Raw genomic sequence first — 14,356 nt, 5'->3', positions numbered from 1 at the left:
CCGTGGCGCCGGTGACCGACGAGCAGGTCGAGCGGGTGCGTGAGCTGGTCGCCGCGATCCCAGCCGGGCGGGTCGCCACCTACGGCGACATCGCCACTGTCGCAGGGCTTTCCAGCCCGCGCATCGTCGGCTGGATCATGCGGACCGATTCCTCGGATCTGCCCTGGCACCGGGTGATCACCGCGTCCGGTCGACCGGCGCGACACCTGACGACCCGCCAGCTGGAGCTGTTGCGCGCCGAAGGCGTGCTGGCGACCGACGGCAAGATCGCGCTGCGCGAGGTTCGTTACGAGTTTGCCGACGGGCGCTAGAGCACCAGCCGGACCAGCGCGGCGGTGCGGGCCAGGCCGGGGAACGCCTCGGCGGTGGAACGCGGATGCAGCGCGTGGACCGCGAGGCGAAACATCAACGCCCGCAACAACATCTGCGGCCATTCGGGCAGGGCGTTCCAGCGCTCGATGAGCCCGTCGTCGGCCTCTCCCCAGGACAGCGCGTCGATGACGACCACACCGGCCGCCCACGACGCGGGCCGCCAGTACGGGGTGATGTCGGTGATTCCCGGCGCCGCGGTACCGACGAAAAGCACTGTGCCGTAAAGGTCTCCGTGGACCAGCTGGTTGGGGCTCTTGGTCGGCTTGCGCAGGGTGCCCAGCTGCTGGAGCAGCTCCACCGACCGCTCGGCGTCCGCCGTCGCGGGGGCGGAGCGCGCACCCGGGGGCACCGAGGCCAGCGGCCGTTCCTCCCACGCCGCGCGGTCGGCGGCGATGAAGATGTCGACGTCACCCCACGGCGCCGTGGGCCCCTGGGTCAGAAAGCGGGGCCGATCCAGTTTGCCCGTCGCCTCGTGCAGGCGCACCGCGGCCGAGACGACTTCGTCATGGCGGGGCTCGGGCGTCCCGGCCACGAAGGTGTCCGCCCGCCACCCGGATACGACGTAGCGCCCGTCGGTGGACCGCACCGGCCGGGCCAGGCGAACGCCGTCGACGAACAGCGTCTCGCGAACCCGGGCGGACCACGCCGCGCGGGCGTTGTCGGCCACCAGCGACAAGACGACTTCGCCGCACCGCCAGCCGCCCTCCCAGCTGGCGCCCAGATTGACGGGTTTAACTCCGGCCAAACCAAACGCCGACAGCACATGATCCGGCGGTGGCTCGACTGTCACACCGGTACTCTAAACGAGTCCAACAAGCGGTGATCGCTAGCACAGCGGCGGGTCGCCGCAGTCCAAAGGCGTACGGGTCAGTACATGACCATGTCGGGTTGCATCTGCTGCGCCCACGCCACGATCCCGCCCTGCAAATGCACCGCGTCGGCGAAGCCGGCCTGGCGCACCACCGCCAGCGCCTGGGCCGACCGCACCCCCGTTTTGCAGTACAACACCGGCAGGCGGTCCTGCGGCAGCTTTGCCAGGCCCTCGCCGGAATTGATCGAGGACTGCGGGATCAACTGGGCTCCGTCGATGTGCACGATGTCGAACTCCACCGGCTCACGCACGTCGATCAGCGCCAGCTTCTTGCCCGAATCCAGCCAGTCACGCAGCTCGCGCGGCGTGATGGTCGACGCGGCGTCCTGCGCCGAGGGCTCGGGCGCCACGCCGCACAGTTGCTCGTAGTCGACGAGCCCGGTGATCTTCGGCCGCGACGAATCCGACGGGTCCCGGCGGATCGCGATGGTGCGGTAGGTCATCTCCAACGCGTCGTAGATCATCAACCGGCCCAGCAACGACTCGCCGATCCCGGTAATGAGTTTGATCACTTCGGTGCTCATCACCGAGGCGATGGAGGCGCAGACGATGCCCAGCACGCCGCCCTCGGCACAGGACGGCACGGAGCCGGCCGGCGGAGGCTCGGGGTACAGGTCGCGATAGTTGAGCCCGCGTCCGTTGGGGGCGTCCTCCCAGCACACCGAGACCTGGCCCTCGAAGCGGTAGATCGATCCCCACACGTAGGGCTTTTTCGCCAGCACCGCCGCGTCGTTGGCCAGATACCGGGTGGCGAAGTTGTCGGTGCCGTCCACGACCAGGTCATAGCGGCCGAACAACTCCACGGCGTTGGTGGAATCCAGCCGGAACTCGTGCAGCCGCACGTCCACCAACGGGTTGATCGCGGCGATGGAGTCGCGCGCCGACCGCGCCTTGGACCGTCCGACGTCGGCCACCCCGTGGATGATCTGGCGCTGCAGGTTCGACTCGTCGACCACGTCGAAATCGACGATGCCGATCGTGCCCACGCCCGCGGCCGCCAGGTAGAGCAGCGTCGGCGCGCCGAGGCCACCGGCCCCGATCACCAGCACCCGGGCGTTCTTGAGGCGCTTCTGCCCGTCGAGCCCCAGGTCCGGAATGATCAGGTGCCGGCTGTAGCGGGCCACCTCGTCGCCGCTGAGGTGGTCTGCGGGCGCCACCAGCGGCGGCAGCGACGTCGACACTTGCGAAACATCTCCTCGATCGGATTCTCCCCACCATCTCAGCAGGCCGACGGACCGGCGGCAATCAGGCGACGCGCGGGCCGGGTTGGCTCAGCTCACGAACCGGCCGATCGCGACGAAGGCCGCGAGCAGCAGGAGAATCACATTGATCGGCAAAGGTTGCCGCTCGTTACGGGTCAGGTGGACGCGCAGTGCCCCGATCTGGACGATGACCAGGCCGACCGCAGCGATCGGGGTCAGGATGCGGGCGATGCCGGTCGCCTCGGGCAGGATCACACCGAGCGCCCCGAGGATCTCGACCGCGCCAACGGCTTTCACGGCCGCGTCCGAGTTGTCCTTCATCCAGTCGAGCCGGCCCGTTGCCACGAGTTGCTCGCGCGGTCGAATGATCTTGAGCCCGCCCGCGGCGAGATAGACGAATGCGAGCAGGCCCTGCGCCGTCCACAGTGCGATGTTCACGACAGTCCCCAATCCTTACCATTTGTGTGTAACCACATCGTGTGTCAGCGATGGGGCACCCACAAAAGGCACACCGATGTATGCATCCAGGAAGCAGGCTTCGCTATGACGCACATCACAAAGACGACGCGGATACCCGAGGGCGGTGCGGTCCGGGAGGTGCTCGATCGCATCGGCGACAAGTGGAGTCTGCTGGTGATCGGCACGCTGCGCGGCGGACCGATGCGGTTCGGCGGGTTGGCGGAGGCCGTGGCGGGCATTTCGCAGCGGATGCTCACCGTGACGCTCAAACACCTGGTCGAAGATGGCCTGGTCGAGCGCACGGCCTACGCCGAAGTGCCGCCGCGAGTGGAATACGAGTTGACCGAGCTCGGGCGAACGCTGCTACCGCTGGTGATCTCCCTCGCCGAGTGGGCGATGGCGCACCGCGACGAGATCAATGCCAACCGCAGCGGTAGCAAGCGGCGGTCGGTCAGGCGATCGGGTACGGCCAGGGATTGAACCGGCAGGTCTTGCCGTCGGCCTTGACGACGTCGGGGTCGAACTGCGCGGCGTCGTTGTTCGACGTGGAGAACGTCTGCTGCATCATCACCGGCGCCAGGGCGTTCTGCTGCTCGCAGGGCTCGTGGTGCAGGTACCCGATGGCGTGGCCGACCTCGTGGTTGATCACGTACTGCCGGTAGGAGCCGATGTCACCTTCGAACGGCACGGCTCCCCGTACCCAGCGCGCTTCGTTGATGAACACCCGCGCCTCCCGGTTGGCACCGAATACCGGGTTGTAGCAAGAGGTTTCGAGCCGGAATTCGTAGCCGCACCCTTCGCGCACCGTCACCGGGGAGACCAGCGAGATCCGAAAGTCGGGTTTGGCCCCACTGGTTCCGTCGATCCGGATGAACGCGAACTGCGGGTTGTGCGTCCAGCCCTTCGGATTGGCCAGCGTCTGGTCGACCATCTGGGCGAAGGCGTCGTCGCCGCCGAACATCGTCGGGTCGATGCCGTTCTCCACTTCGACGGTGTACCTGAACACCTTGGCGGTGCCCTGCCCGATCTGTGGCGTGGTGCCCGGCACGACGTGCCAGGTCTTGTCGCCCGCTTCAGTGAACGGGCCGCCGTCCGGCAGGGTCCCGGCCGGCAGGTTGGCGTCGAATGCGGCCAGCCCGCGCGGCGGGGCGTCGATGATCGTGGTGCCCACCGCGCCGATGGCCGGCGGGCTCTGGATGGGTTTGTTGGCCGTCGGCATGGGGGCGCCGGTGCCGGTCACCGTCTGGTACATCACCACCGCGGTGAGCACCACCAGGACGGGCAGGGCGTACGCGCGCCACCCGTAGGTGGAGACGAAGCGGCCCAGCCAGGTCTGCTTGCGCCATTGTCGCGGCCGTTCACGGTCGGCCCGGGGTCGTCCGGCTTCCCGCGCGATCGGGTCGCGCAGCGCCCGCAGCGGCTCGCGCCACTCGTCGCGTAGCACCGGCACGCGACCGGTGCCGCGTGGGGGCCGCGGGGACGTCATTTCCCCAGGATTACACAGGCAGGCACCGCCGCCGCCGGTGGCGCGCCCGAATCCACCGTCCGACACCGCTTCTGCCAGCGGCGACGACGGCGATGACGGTCGCATCGACCGGTCGGGTAGTAAGGTCTTTGCCACGGGCTGCGAGCGGTTGGCCCCCATTTTCCGAGAGGGCCGGCCGCCGATAATCAGATGAGGACTCGATGAGCGAACTCGCCAAAGTGCCGGCGCGGCGCGCCGTCAGATCGGCTGACCGCGGTCGGCCGGACGGGGCCGCGGTTTCCAACCGGCGAGGCAACCGGTTGCCCCGCGACGAGCGGCGCGGCCAATTGCTCATCGTGGCCAGCGACGTGTTCGTCGACCGCGGCTACCACGCGGCCGGCATGGACGAGATCGCCGACCGCGCCGGAGTTAGCAAACCCGTTCTGTATCAACACTTCTCGAGTAAGCTCGAGCTGTACCTCGCCGTGCTTGCGCGGCACGTGGAGAACCTGGTCTCGGGTGTTCAGCAGGCGCTGAGCACCACCACCGACAACCGGCGCCGGTTGCACTCCGCGGTGCAGGCGTTCTTCGATTTCATCGAGCACGACAGCCAGGGTTACCGGCTGATCTTCGAGAACGACTACGTCACCGAACCCGAAGTGGCCGCCCAGGTGCGCGTCGCCACCGAATCCTGCATCGACGCGGTGTTCGCGTTGATCAGCGAGGATTCGGGGCTGGACCCGCACCGGGCCCGGATGATCGCGGTCGGTCTGGTCGGAATCAGCGTCGACTGCGCCAGGTACTGGCTGGATTCCGACCGCCCGATCTCCAAGGCGGACGCGGTCGACGGCACCGTGCAGTTCGCCTGGGGCGGGCTGTCACACGTGCCGCTTACCCGCTCCTAGCGCGCCTTGCCGGCGTGTTTGCCGGTTTCGGCGCTGATCCCGAAGCCCACCCGGCGCGCGTCGGCGGCGCCGATCTCCACGTAGGCGATCTTGGCGGTGTGAATCAGGAAGCGGCGGCCCCGCTCGTCGCTCAGCCGCAGCAGGCCCGACGGATCGCTCAGTGCGGCGCTGACCAGATCTTCGACCTCGGCGGGCGTCTGGGCGCTGGCAAGGACCAGCTCGCGCGGACTATCCGTGATACCGATCTTGACCTCCACGGTCACCCCTTCCATGGGTCTTGCAGTCATTCCGCAGCTCTTGAAGTCCCGGCCCTGTCAGCAGCAGGCTAGTGGACGCGGCCGACCCCCACCTCGTCGCATCCCCACACTTCGCGGTCAGCGAAACCGGTCGCGGCCCGATAACGATTCGCTCTCAGGTTGTCTCACCCACCCGCGCGATACCCGATCCGTGTTTTCCCATGGCTAACTTCGGCACCATGGGTACCACGTTGCCGCACCTTGACGACAGGATCCGGGCATACCCCGACGACGACGACGTTGACGACGCCTGCGATACCGATCCCTACCTGAACGCCGACTACAACTGGACGGGCTGGCCCGCCGACTCGCGCTGGCGCCCCGCCACCGCGATCGTCGGCGCGGTGGTGGCCCTGGGCGCCATCGCCACCGCCGTCATCATCAACAGCGGCGACAGCGCGTCCACCAAGGCCACGCTGGGCGCCCCGGCTCCCCACCCGGTGACCTCGGCACCCGCGACCACCAAGGCGTCCGTGCCGCCCAGTTCGTCCCCGGGCCCCGCGCAGTTACCGGCCGAAACCTTCACGACGGTCACCACGCCCAGCGCCGCGCCCACCGCGCCGCCGGGGGCGGCCGCGCCCACCGTCGCGCCGCCGCTCGCCGCGGCACCGCCGACGGCCGCGGTCGATCCGCGCACCGTCGTCTACAGCGTGAACGGAACCAAGCAGCTGCTGGACCTGGTGAACATCGTCTACACCGACGCGCGCGGCGTGCCGCAGACCGAGTTCAACGTGTCGCTGCCCTGGTCGAAGGTGGTGGTGCTGAACCCGGGTGTGGAAACCGAATCCGTGGTGGCGACCAGCTTCTACGGTCGGCTCAGCTGCTCGATCTTCAACGCCGCCGGTCAGCGGGTGATCGCCTCGGCCAACACCTCGAACATGGCGACCTGCGCGCGCTGAGTTAGCTGAGTTTGATGGCCTCAGCTCAGGCCGAGTTCGTGCATGCGCCGGTCGTGCGTCTGCTGCATCCGGTCGAAGAAGGCGTTGAGCTGGCCCAGCCCGCCGGCGCCGGCCATCACCAGGTCCACCAGCTCGTCGTGGTCGGCCAGCAGGTACTGGGCCTGGGTGATCGCTTCGCCGAACAGGCGGCGTGACCACAGCGCCAGCCGGCTGCGCTGCTTGCCGCTGGACGTCACGGCGGCGCGCACCTCGGCGACGACGAACTGCGAGTGCCCCGTTTCCGACAGCGCCGCGCGCACCACGTCGGCAACCTCGTCGGGCAGCCGGTCGGCGATCTCCAGGTACAGATCGGCCGCCAGGGCGTCGCCGACATACGTTTTCACCAAGGCCTCCAGCCACGTGCTGGGCATGGTCAGCCGGTGGTAGTTCTCCAGCGCAGAGACGTATTTCGACATCGCCGACACCACGTCGACGCCGCGGCTTTCCAGCGCGTCGCGCAGCTGCTCGTAGTGCTGCATCTCGGCGGCGGCCATGCTCGCCATCGATATCCGTCCGCGCAGGTCAGGGGCCATCCGCGCCTCGTCGGTGAGCCGGTAAAACGCGGCGATCTCGCCGTAGGCCAGGACCGCGAACAGCTCGTTGACACCCGGGTGATCGGCCGACAACCGCGGGGCGGGTGAATCGTCGATTCGGTCGTCGGCCAGATCGGTTTCGGAGGGCTCGCAGGAGGGCCGGGTCATGGCAACACTGTAGTCGGCTGACTTAGCGCGAAATGGGAGCCAGCTGTCGACCAGCTATCATGTAGGTAGATGGCGGCTGTATTCATGCCAGATTTTGTTTTTCAAGCCGCTATCGGCGAAATGTGCGTGCACAGCTGGCCCGCCCTAACTGGGCCCTCCCAGACTGAGCCAGGGCCGGCGACTCGGCGACGTATTCGGAGTCGGAACTCGTGCGCGCGTGACCGCGACAGAGAAATACCGACACAACCCGATACGTCACCGAAAGGCTACTTACCCACGCATGACTGCACCCACCAGCACAACTGAACCGACCCCCCAACCGACATTTGCGCAACTCGGCGTCCGCGACGAAATCGTGCGCGCCCTCGCCGAAAAAGGGATCGAAAGCCCTTTCGCCATCCAAGAACTGACCCTGCCCATGGCGCTCGCCGGCGACGATCTGATCGGCCAGGCCCGCACCGGCATGGGCAAGACCTTCGCCTTCGGCGTGCCGCTGCTGCAGCGCATCACCGCCGGCACCGCCGCCCGCCCGCTCAACGGCACCCCGCGGGCGCTGATCGTGGTGCCCACCCGGGAGCTGTGCCTGCAGGTCACCGATGACCTGACACTGGCGGCCAAGCACCTGACCGCCGATGAGGGCCGACCGCTGTCGGTGGTGCCGATCTACGGCGGTCGCCCCTACGAACCGCAGATCGAGGCGCTGCGCGCCGGCGCCGACGTCGTGGTGGGCACCCCGGGCCGGCTGCTCGACCTGAGCCAACAGAACCACCTGCAACTGGGCGGGCTGTCGGTGCTGGTGCTCGACGAGGCCGACGAGATGCTCGACCTCGGCTTTTTGCCCGACATCGAGCGGATCCTGCGCCAGATCCCGACCGACCGGCAGTCGATGCTGTTCTCGGCGACCATGCCGGACCCGATCATCACGCTGGCCCGCACCTTCATGAACCAACCCACCCACATCCGGGCCGAAGCGCCGCACTCGGCGGCCACCCACGACACCACCGTCCAGTACGTCTACCGGGCGCACGCCCTGGACAAGGTCGAACTGGTCAGCCGCGTGCTGCAGGCCGAGGGCCGCGGCGCGACGATGATCTTCACCCGCACCAAGCGCACCGCGCAAAAGGTGGCCGACGAGCTGGCCGAGCGCGGTTTCGCGGTGGGCGCGGTGCACGGCGATCTGGGGCAGGTCGCCCGCGAGAAGGCGCTGAAGGCCTTCCGGTCCGGGGAGATCGACGTGCTGGTCGCCACCGACGTCGCCGCCCGCGGTATCGACATCGATGACATCACCCACGTCATCAACTACCAGATCCCCGAGGACGAGCAGGCCTACGTGCACCGCATCGGCCGCACCGGCCGCGCCGGCAAGACCGGTATCGCGGTCACCCTGGTGGACTGGGACGAGCTGCCCCGCTGGGCGCTGATCGACAAGGCGCTGGGGCTGGATTCCCCCGAGCCCGCCGAGACCTACTCCAACTCTCCGCATCTGCGCGCCGAGCTGAACATCCCCGCCGAGGCCGCCGGCAGAGTGGGCGCCGCCCGCAAGCCGCAGGGCCAGCGCCGCAGCGGCGACCGCGACGGCACGAAGCCGGAGCAGAATTCGGAAAGGCCCGCGCGCCGCTCCGGCACCCGGCGGCGCACCCGCGGCGGCCAGCCCGTCGCCGCGCACCCGTCGGGCAATGGGGCGGCCAGCAGCAACGGCGACTCCGCCGCGGAAACGCCGGCCGGCTCGCCCCCGGGCAACGCCGGCTCCACCCGGCGCCGCCGCCGGCGTCGCAAGCCCGCCGAAGGCCAAGCCGCCACCGCGGCCGCCGCCCCGCAGAGCAACTAACAACACCCGCACCGCCGCATGGTCAGACCCGAGCGTCGCACCAAGGGCGACCTGCTCGCCGCCGCGGCCATCGCGGTCGCGGTCGCCGCGGTCGCGGCATTGATCTGGTGGACCAGCGACGCCCGGGCCACCACCAGCCGACCCGCGGCCGTCCCCGCACCCAACCCGACCCCGGCCAAGCAGGTGCCGGCCGGCCTCAAGCAGCTGTGGAGCGCCGCGAGTCCGGCCACCACGGCCCCGGTGGTCGCGGGCGGGGAGGTCGTCACGGGTGCGGGCCGCCGGATCGACGGGCGCGATCCCGACAACGGCCAGTCCCGCTGGAGCTACGCGCGCGACATCGACCTGTGTGGGGTCACCTGGTTGTACCGCTACGCCGTCGGGGTCTACCGCGACGAGCGCGGCTGCGGGCAGGTCAGCACCCTGGACGGCTCCACCGGTCGCCGGGGGCCGGCCCGCAGCGGTTACGCCGATCCGCGGGTGCGGTTGTCCTCCGACGGCATGACGGTGTTGTCGGCCGGTGACACCCGGCTGGAACTGTGGCGCTCGGACATGGTCCGGATGCTGGTGTACGGCGAGACCGACGCGCGGGTGAAGCCGTCGACGCGCGGACTGCACTCCGGTTGCCGGCTGATCTCGGCCGCGGCCAGCTCGCAGGCGGTCTCGACGCTGGAGAGCTGCGCGAACCAGGCCGACCTGCGGTTGGTGCTGCTGCGCCCGGGCAAGGACGACGACGAACCACAGCAACACCTGGTCGCCGAGCCGGGCATCGCGCCGGATTCGGGCGCCCGGGTGCTGGCCGTCGCGGAGAACACCACCGCGGTGTACCTGCCGGCGCCGCAGCCCCGGGTCGACGTGATCGACGAAACCGGCGCCACCGTGTCGAGCACCCCGCTGCCCAAGCCGCCGTCGCGCACGTCGGCCGTCTCCCACCCCGGCAGCCTGATCACCTGGTGGACCGGCGATTCGCTGATGGTCTTCGACGCGAACACCGTGGCGCTGCGCTACACCATCGCCGCGGGCGACAAGACGGCGCCGTTGGGGCCCGGCGTGATGATGGCGGGCCGGCTACTGGTGCCGGTCACCGGCGCGATCGGCGTCTACGACCCGCTCAGCGGCGCCAACGAACGCTACATTCCGGTCGACCGCTCGACCAGCGCCCCGCCGGACGGCAAACCGGTGTTCCCGGCCGTGATCGGGTCCCGGGTTCTCGAGCAGCGCGGCGGCACGCTGGTCGCGCTGGGCTGACCGCGGCCGCGGCTCTTGCCGTCGAGTGTGAATCGTCGGCCTTCGGTGTGAATCCGCGGCGGCGACACGCCGATCAGGCCCGCCGCCAATGCACACTCAACGCCGTCAGCTCACACTCAAAGCCGGGCTGGGCTGACCCCTTCCGCTACACCTCGACGGTGAACGTCGGCAGCGGCTTGCCGCTCTTCCAGTGCTTGAGCAACGCTTGCGCCAGCTCGCCGTAGGCCACCGCGCCCTTGTTCTTGCGGCCGGCCATCACCGACGAGCCCGAGGCGCTGGCCTCGGCGAACCGCACGGTCCGCGGGATCGGCGGGGCCAGCACCGGCAGGCTGTAGCGATCGGCGACGTCGAGCAGCACGTCGCGGGTATGGGTGGTGCGCGAGTCGTACAGCGTCGGCAGGGCGCCGAGCAGGCGCAGCTCCGGGTTGGTGATCTGCTGGACGTCGGCGACGGTGCGCAGGAACTGGCCGACCCCGCGATGCGCGAGGGTCTCGCATTGCAGCGGCACGATGACCTCGTCGGCGGCGGTCAGCCCGTTGAGGGTGAGCACGCCCAGCGACGGCGGGCAGTCGATGATCACCACGTCGAAGTCGTCGCCGAGTTTGGCCAGCGCGCGCTTGAGCGCGTATTCGCGGCCGGCCCGCATCAGCAGCATCGCTTCGGCGCCGGCCAGGTCGATGTTGGCCGGCATCAGCGTCATTCCCTCGGCCGTCTCGACCAGGGCGGCGTTGGGCTCGACGTCGCCGAGCAGCACCTCGTGCACGGAGACCGGCAGCTTGTCGGGGTCTTGCCCCAGCGAGAAGGTCAGGCAGCCCTGCGGATCGAGGTCGACCAGCAGCACCCGCTTGTTCTCGTCGACCAACGCCGCCCCTAGCGACGCGACCGTGGTCGTCTTGGCGACACCGCCCTTTTGGTTGGCCACCGCCAATACCCGTGTCTTACTCACCGGCGCCGCCACCTCATCGCTGTCTCCCCACCTGCCTCGTCGCGTGCGGTTTACAGTGCCATCCTGGCATGTTCGCCCGCCGTGCGCTCCGGCCTGAGCAACCACCGCGAGTCGTCCGGCAGAATCGGTCGATATGGGCTTGCACAATCACCGTCTGGTGCTGCTGCGCCACGGCGAGACCGAGTGGTCGAAATCGGGCCAGCACACCGGCCGCACCGAGGTCGAGCTGACCGAGGCCGGCCGTACGCAGGCCGAGCTGGCCGGCGGGGTGCTCGCCGAGCTCAAACTCGTTGACCCGCTGGTGATCAGCAGCCCGAGGCAGCGGTCGCTGACCACCGCGCAGCTGGCCGGGCTGACCGTCGACGAGGTGACCGAGCTGCTGGCCGAGTGGGACTACGGCTCGTACGAGGGCCTGACCACGGAGCAGATCCAGGAGACGGTGCCCGATTGGCTGGTGTGGACGCACGGCTGTCCGGCCGGTGAGACGGTCGCGCAGGTCAGTGAGCGCGCCGACGCCGCCGTCGCGACCGCGCTGGAGAACATGCAAGCGCGCGACGTGGTCTTCGTCAGCCACGGTCATTTCTCCCGCGCGGTCATCACCCGCTGGGTCGAACTGCCGCTCGTGGAGGGTAGCCGGTTCGGCATGATCACCGCGTCGGTCGCGGTCTGCGGTTTCGAACACGGGGTGCGCCAGTTGCGGGCGCTCGGATTGACCGGTCAGTGAATCGCGAAGACGACGATGCGCGCCGCGCGGCGGCGCGAGACGGGGGTCCCCCCAGCCGCGAAGCGGCTAGGGCGCGAGTCGAGCAGCGCAATCACGAGCCGCCGTTCGCACTGTGCGGGCCGATGCGGACCCTGATTGCCGACGGGGCGCGGCACCGCTACCGCGACGTGGGCGCCGCGCAGGCCGCGCTGCGATCGGGTGAGGCGCCGATTGTGTTGGGGGCGTTACCTTTTGACGTCACGCGCCCGGCCGCGCTGCTGGCACCCGAGGCGGTGACCGCCACCGATCGGCTGCCGGACTGGCCGGCCGGCGCGCTGCCGCCGGTGCGGGTGGCGCGAGCCATTCCGGCGCCGCCCGACTACCGGGACCGGATCCGCCGGGCGTGCGAGCAGCTCGCCGCGGACGACAACCCGCTGCACAAGGTGGTGCTGGCGCGGGCCCTGCGGCTGGTCGCCGACGCCCCGTTGGACGCCCGGGTGATTCTGCGCCGGCTCATCGCCGCGGACCCGGCGGCCTACGGCTACCTGGTCGATTTGAGCGCCGCCGGCGAGGAGTATGCCGGTGCGGCGCTGGTGGGCGCCAGCCCCGAACTCCTGGTGGCGCGCCGCGGCGACCATGTCGAGTGCCGGCCGTTCGCCGGCTCGGCCCCGCGCGCCGCCGACCCGGACACCGACGCCGCCAACGGCGCCGCGCTGGCCGCCTCGGCGAAGAACCGGCACGAGCACCAGCTGGTCATCGAGACCATCAGGACCGCCCTGGAGCCGCTGTGCGACGAGCTGTCGATCGCGGCCGAACCGCAGCTGAGCAGCACCGCCGCGGTCTGGCACCTGTGCACGCCGATCGCTGGCCGACTGCGTGAAACATCAACGACCGCAATCGATCTGGCGCTGGCTCTACATCCCACCCCGGCAGTCGGCGGGGTGCCGACCAAGGCCGCGATGCGGCTGATCGCCGAACTGGAGGGCGACCGCGGGTTCTACGCCGGGGCGGTGGGCTGGTGTGATGCCCGCGGCGACGGCCGCTGGGTGGTGTCGCTGCGCTGCGCGCAGCTGTCGGCCGACCGGCGCGTCGCGCTGGCCCGGGCCGGTGGCGGTATCGTCGCCGAGTCCGACCCCGACGACGAAGTCGCCGAGACGACAACGAAATTCGGCACGATCCTCAACGCCCTGGGAGTCGAGCGATGAGCCCAAACATCCGGCGGGCGTCGCAGCGGGACGCGGCCGCCATCACCGAAATGATCTACGCGCTGGCCGAATTCGAGCACGCCGTCGATCAGTGCACGGTGACCGAATCACAAATCGCGGCAGCCCTTTTCGGTGACCCACCGACGGTGTACGGGCATGTGGCCGAGGTGGACGGCGAGATCGCGGCGATGGCGCTGTGGTTCGTCAACTTCTCCACCTGGGACGGGGTGGCGGGCATCTACCTGGAAGACCTGTTCGTGCGGCCGCAGTTCCGCAGGCGCGGGCTGGCCCGCGCGCTGCTGGCCGCGCTGGCCGCCGAATGCGTGCAGCGGGGCTACACGCGGCTGTCCTGGGCGGTGCTGAACTGGAACGCCGACGCCATCACGCTCTACGACGGGATCGGCGGGCAGCCGCAGAACGAATGGACGACCTACCGGCTGTCCGGGGCGTCGTTGGCGCGACTGGCGGAATCGCCCTGAGCGCCGGCGGCCCAGCGCACGGCGGCGGGGCTGAACAGCAATCCCAGCACGACCAGCGCCACGCCGCCCGCCGGAATCCCGAACCCCGGTTGGTGTGACCCGACGGCCAGGTACCAGGCCACCGGCAACAGCAGCAGCTGGGTGATCACGGCCAGCCCGCGGCCCCAGCGCCTGCCGCGGATCAGCGCGCGCCCCGCGGCGATCACGGCGGCACCGACCAGGACGAACCAGCCCGCCGTCGCCAGGCCGTTGACCACCCCGCTCACGGTGCCGTCGCCGCCGTGCACGACCACCAGGTCGGCACCGTCGGCCACGGCCTTCTGCGCGAGTTCGGTGCCGTGACCCCGATGGTTGGTGTGCTCGACGCTGAGCTGCAGGCGGCTTTTCAGCGCGTGGGCCAGCAGATCGCGCGCGGCCGGAGTGGTGGAAGTTGCTGTGGGATTGACGATCAGCACGGCCCGCATGAAGCACGAGCTTAGGCGGGCCGCCTAAGGCCACGCTGTGGGGGAACGGGCGGCCGCCCTGACTACGCTGACGCTGTGACGCCGCCAGCCACCCCGACCGCCGTTCGCCGCGCGGGCCTGATCGTTGTGCTGCAGGGGGTTGCGGCGCTGATCGTGGCGGTGGTGTTGGTGGTTCGCGGGATCGCCGGAGCCGATCAGCAGGTGGTCAACGGCCTGGCGACGGCGGGCTGGTTCGTCCTGGTCGGTGCCGCCGTGATCGCCGCGGGGCGCGCGCTGA

General features: G+C 69.9%; 16 protein-coding genes and 2 pseudogenes. 10 read left to right on the top strand and 8 right to left on the bottom strand.

Annotated features, from left to right (window positions below; translation table 11 throughout):
* Nucleotides 1-2 precede the first annotated feature (2 nt).
* Nucleotides 3-311, top strand: coding sequence for an MGMT family protein (locus A5622_RS23870; protein ID WP_066867959.1), 309 nt, complete (start codon nt 3-5; stop codon nt 309-311).
* Here A5622_RS23870 and A5622_RS23865 read toward each other — a convergent pair.
* From A5622_RS23865 to A5622_RS23855, 3 genes are all read right to left on the bottom strand, one after another.
* Nucleotides 308-1,162, bottom strand: a complete 855-nt coding sequence (locus A5622_RS23865) for a TIGR02569 family protein (RefSeq protein ID WP_066867956.1) — start codon at nt 1,160-1,162, stop codon at nt 308-310. The two genes, A5622_RS23870 and A5622_RS23865, sit on opposite strands and share 4 nt — an antisense overlap.
* 77 nt (nt 1,163-1,239) lie before the next feature.
* Nucleotides 1,240-2,424, bottom strand: coding sequence for an adenylyltransferase/sulfurtransferase MoeZ (moeZ, locus tag A5622_RS23860; protein WP_066881613.1), 1,185 nt, complete (start codon nt 2,422-2,424; stop codon nt 1,240-1,242).
* 90 nt (nt 2,425-2,514) lie between these two features.
* Nucleotides 2,515-2,883 (bottom strand): DoxX family protein, encoded by a 369-nt coding sequence (locus A5622_RS23855; protein ID WP_066867950.1) that lies wholly within the window; start codon nt 2,881-2,883, stop codon nt 2,515-2,517.
* Between the two features lie 105 nt (nt 2,884-2,988).
* Between A5622_RS23855 and A5622_RS23850 the strand changes: the two genes are divergently transcribed.
* Nucleotides 2,989-3,384 (top strand): helix-turn-helix domain-containing protein, encoded by a 396-nt coding sequence (locus tag A5622_RS23850; protein ID WP_066881611.1) that lies wholly within the window; start codon nt 2,989-2,991, stop codon nt 3,382-3,384.
* Here the strand turns inward: A5622_RS23850 and A5622_RS23845 are convergent.
* Nucleotides 3,356-4,495: a DUF3152 domain-containing protein gene (locus A5622_RS23845; protein WP_066867983.1), complete on the bottom strand. Its 1,140-nt coding sequence runs from the start codon at nt 4,493-4,495 to the stop codon at nt 3,356-3,358. The genes A5622_RS23850 and A5622_RS23845 overlap by 29 nt on opposite strands.
* 95 nt (nt 4,496-4,590) lie before the next feature.
* On the opposite strand from A5622_RS23845, the gene A5622_RS23840 reads away from it, so the two are divergent.
* Complete coding sequence (locus A5622_RS23840) at nt 4,591-5,274, top strand: TetR/AcrR family transcriptional regulator (protein WP_066867944.1); 684 nt, start codon at nt 4,591-4,593, stop codon at nt 5,272-5,274.
* Here the strand turns inward: A5622_RS23840 and A5622_RS23835 are convergent.
* Complete coding sequence (locus A5622_RS23835; protein ID WP_156748803.1) at nt 5,271-5,531, bottom strand: DUF3107 domain-containing protein; 261 nt, start codon at nt 5,529-5,531, stop codon at nt 5,271-5,273. The two genes, A5622_RS23840 and A5622_RS23835, sit on opposite strands and share 4 nt — an antisense overlap.
* A 218-nt stretch (nt 5,532-5,749) precedes the next feature.
* Between A5622_RS23835 and A5622_RS23830 the strand changes: the two genes are divergently transcribed.
* Complete coding sequence (locus A5622_RS23830; RefSeq protein ID WP_066881609.1) at nt 5,750-6,469, top strand: MmpS family transport accessory protein; 720 nt, start codon at nt 5,750-5,752, stop codon at nt 6,467-6,469.
* A gap of 20 nt (nt 6,470-6,489) precedes the next feature.
* Here A5622_RS23830 and A5622_RS23825 read toward each other — a convergent pair whose 3' ends face one another.
* Nucleotides 6,490-7,209, bottom strand: coding sequence for a ferritin-like fold-containing protein (locus A5622_RS23825; RefSeq protein ID WP_066867935.1), 720 nt, complete (start codon nt 7,207-7,209; stop codon nt 6,490-6,492).
* A gap of 280 nt (nt 7,210-7,489) precedes the next feature.
* Between A5622_RS23825 and A5622_RS23820 the strand changes: the two genes are divergently transcribed.
* The gene (locus A5622_RS23820) at nt 7,490-9,037 is read left to right on the top strand and encodes a DEAD/DEAH box helicase (RefSeq protein ID WP_066881607.1); all 1,548 of its coding nucleotides are present in this window, start codon (nt 7,490-7,492) and stop codon (nt 9,035-9,037) included.
* An 18-nt stretch (nt 9,038-9,055) separates the two neighbouring features.
* On the top strand, nt 9,056-10,282 hold the full coding sequence (locus tag A5622_RS23815) for a hypothetical protein (protein ID WP_066881604.1): 1,227 nt from the start codon (nt 9,056-9,058) through the stop codon (nt 10,280-10,282).
* Nucleotides 10,283-10,427: 145 nt separating this feature from the next.
* Here A5622_RS23815 and A5622_RS23810 read toward each other — a convergent pair whose 3' ends face one another.
* Entirely contained in the window at nt 10,428-11,228 is an 801-nt protein-coding gene (locus A5622_RS23810; protein WP_066867980.1) for a ParA family protein, read from the bottom strand.
* A 133-nt stretch (nt 11,229-11,361) separates the two neighbouring features.
* On the opposite strand from A5622_RS23810, the gene A5622_RS23805 reads away from it, so the two are divergent.
* The 3 genes from A5622_RS23805 to A5622_RS23795 all read left to right on the top strand — a co-directional run bounded on the left by A5622_RS23805 (nt 11,362) and on the right by A5622_RS23795 (nt 13,615).
* Nucleotides 11,362-11,952: an acid phosphatase gene (locus tag A5622_RS23805; protein WP_066881602.1), complete on the top strand. Its 591-nt coding sequence runs from the start codon at nt 11,362-11,364 to the stop codon at nt 11,950-11,952.
* A 122-nt stretch (nt 11,953-12,074) separates the two neighbouring features.
* On the top strand, nt 12,075-13,136 hold the full coding sequence (locus A5622_RS23800) for an isochorismate synthase MenF (RefSeq protein WP_066881655.1): 1,062 nt from the start codon (nt 12,075-12,077) through the stop codon (nt 13,134-13,136).
* Nucleotides 13,133-13,615, top strand: coding sequence for a GNAT family N-acetyltransferase (locus A5622_RS23795; RefSeq protein WP_066881601.1), 483 nt, complete (start codon nt 13,133-13,135; stop codon nt 13,613-13,615). The genes A5622_RS23800 and A5622_RS23795 overlap by 4 nt, the downstream gene beginning before the upstream one ends.
* A 242-nt stretch (nt 13,616-13,857) precedes the next feature.
* Here A5622_RS23795 and A5622_RS30870 read toward each other — a convergent pair.
* Nucleotides 13,858-14,079, bottom strand: a pseudogene (locus A5622_RS30870) (diacylglycerol kinase family protein); the annotation flags it as partial.
* A 75-nt stretch (nt 14,080-14,154) separates the two neighbouring features.
* Here A5622_RS30870 and A5622_RS23785 point away from each other — a divergent pair.
* Nucleotides 14,155-14,356, top strand: a pseudogene (locus A5622_RS23785) (hypothetical protein); the annotation flags it as partial.

This window comes from Mycobacterium sp. 1245801.1, assembly GCF_001673055.1.
GTDB lineage: Bacteria > Actinomycetota > Actinomycetes > Mycobacteriales > Mycobacteriaceae > Mycobacterium > Mycobacterium europaeum_A.
Note: the sequence above shows the minus strand (reverse complement) of the source record. Positions and strands in the feature narration are given on the sequence as shown.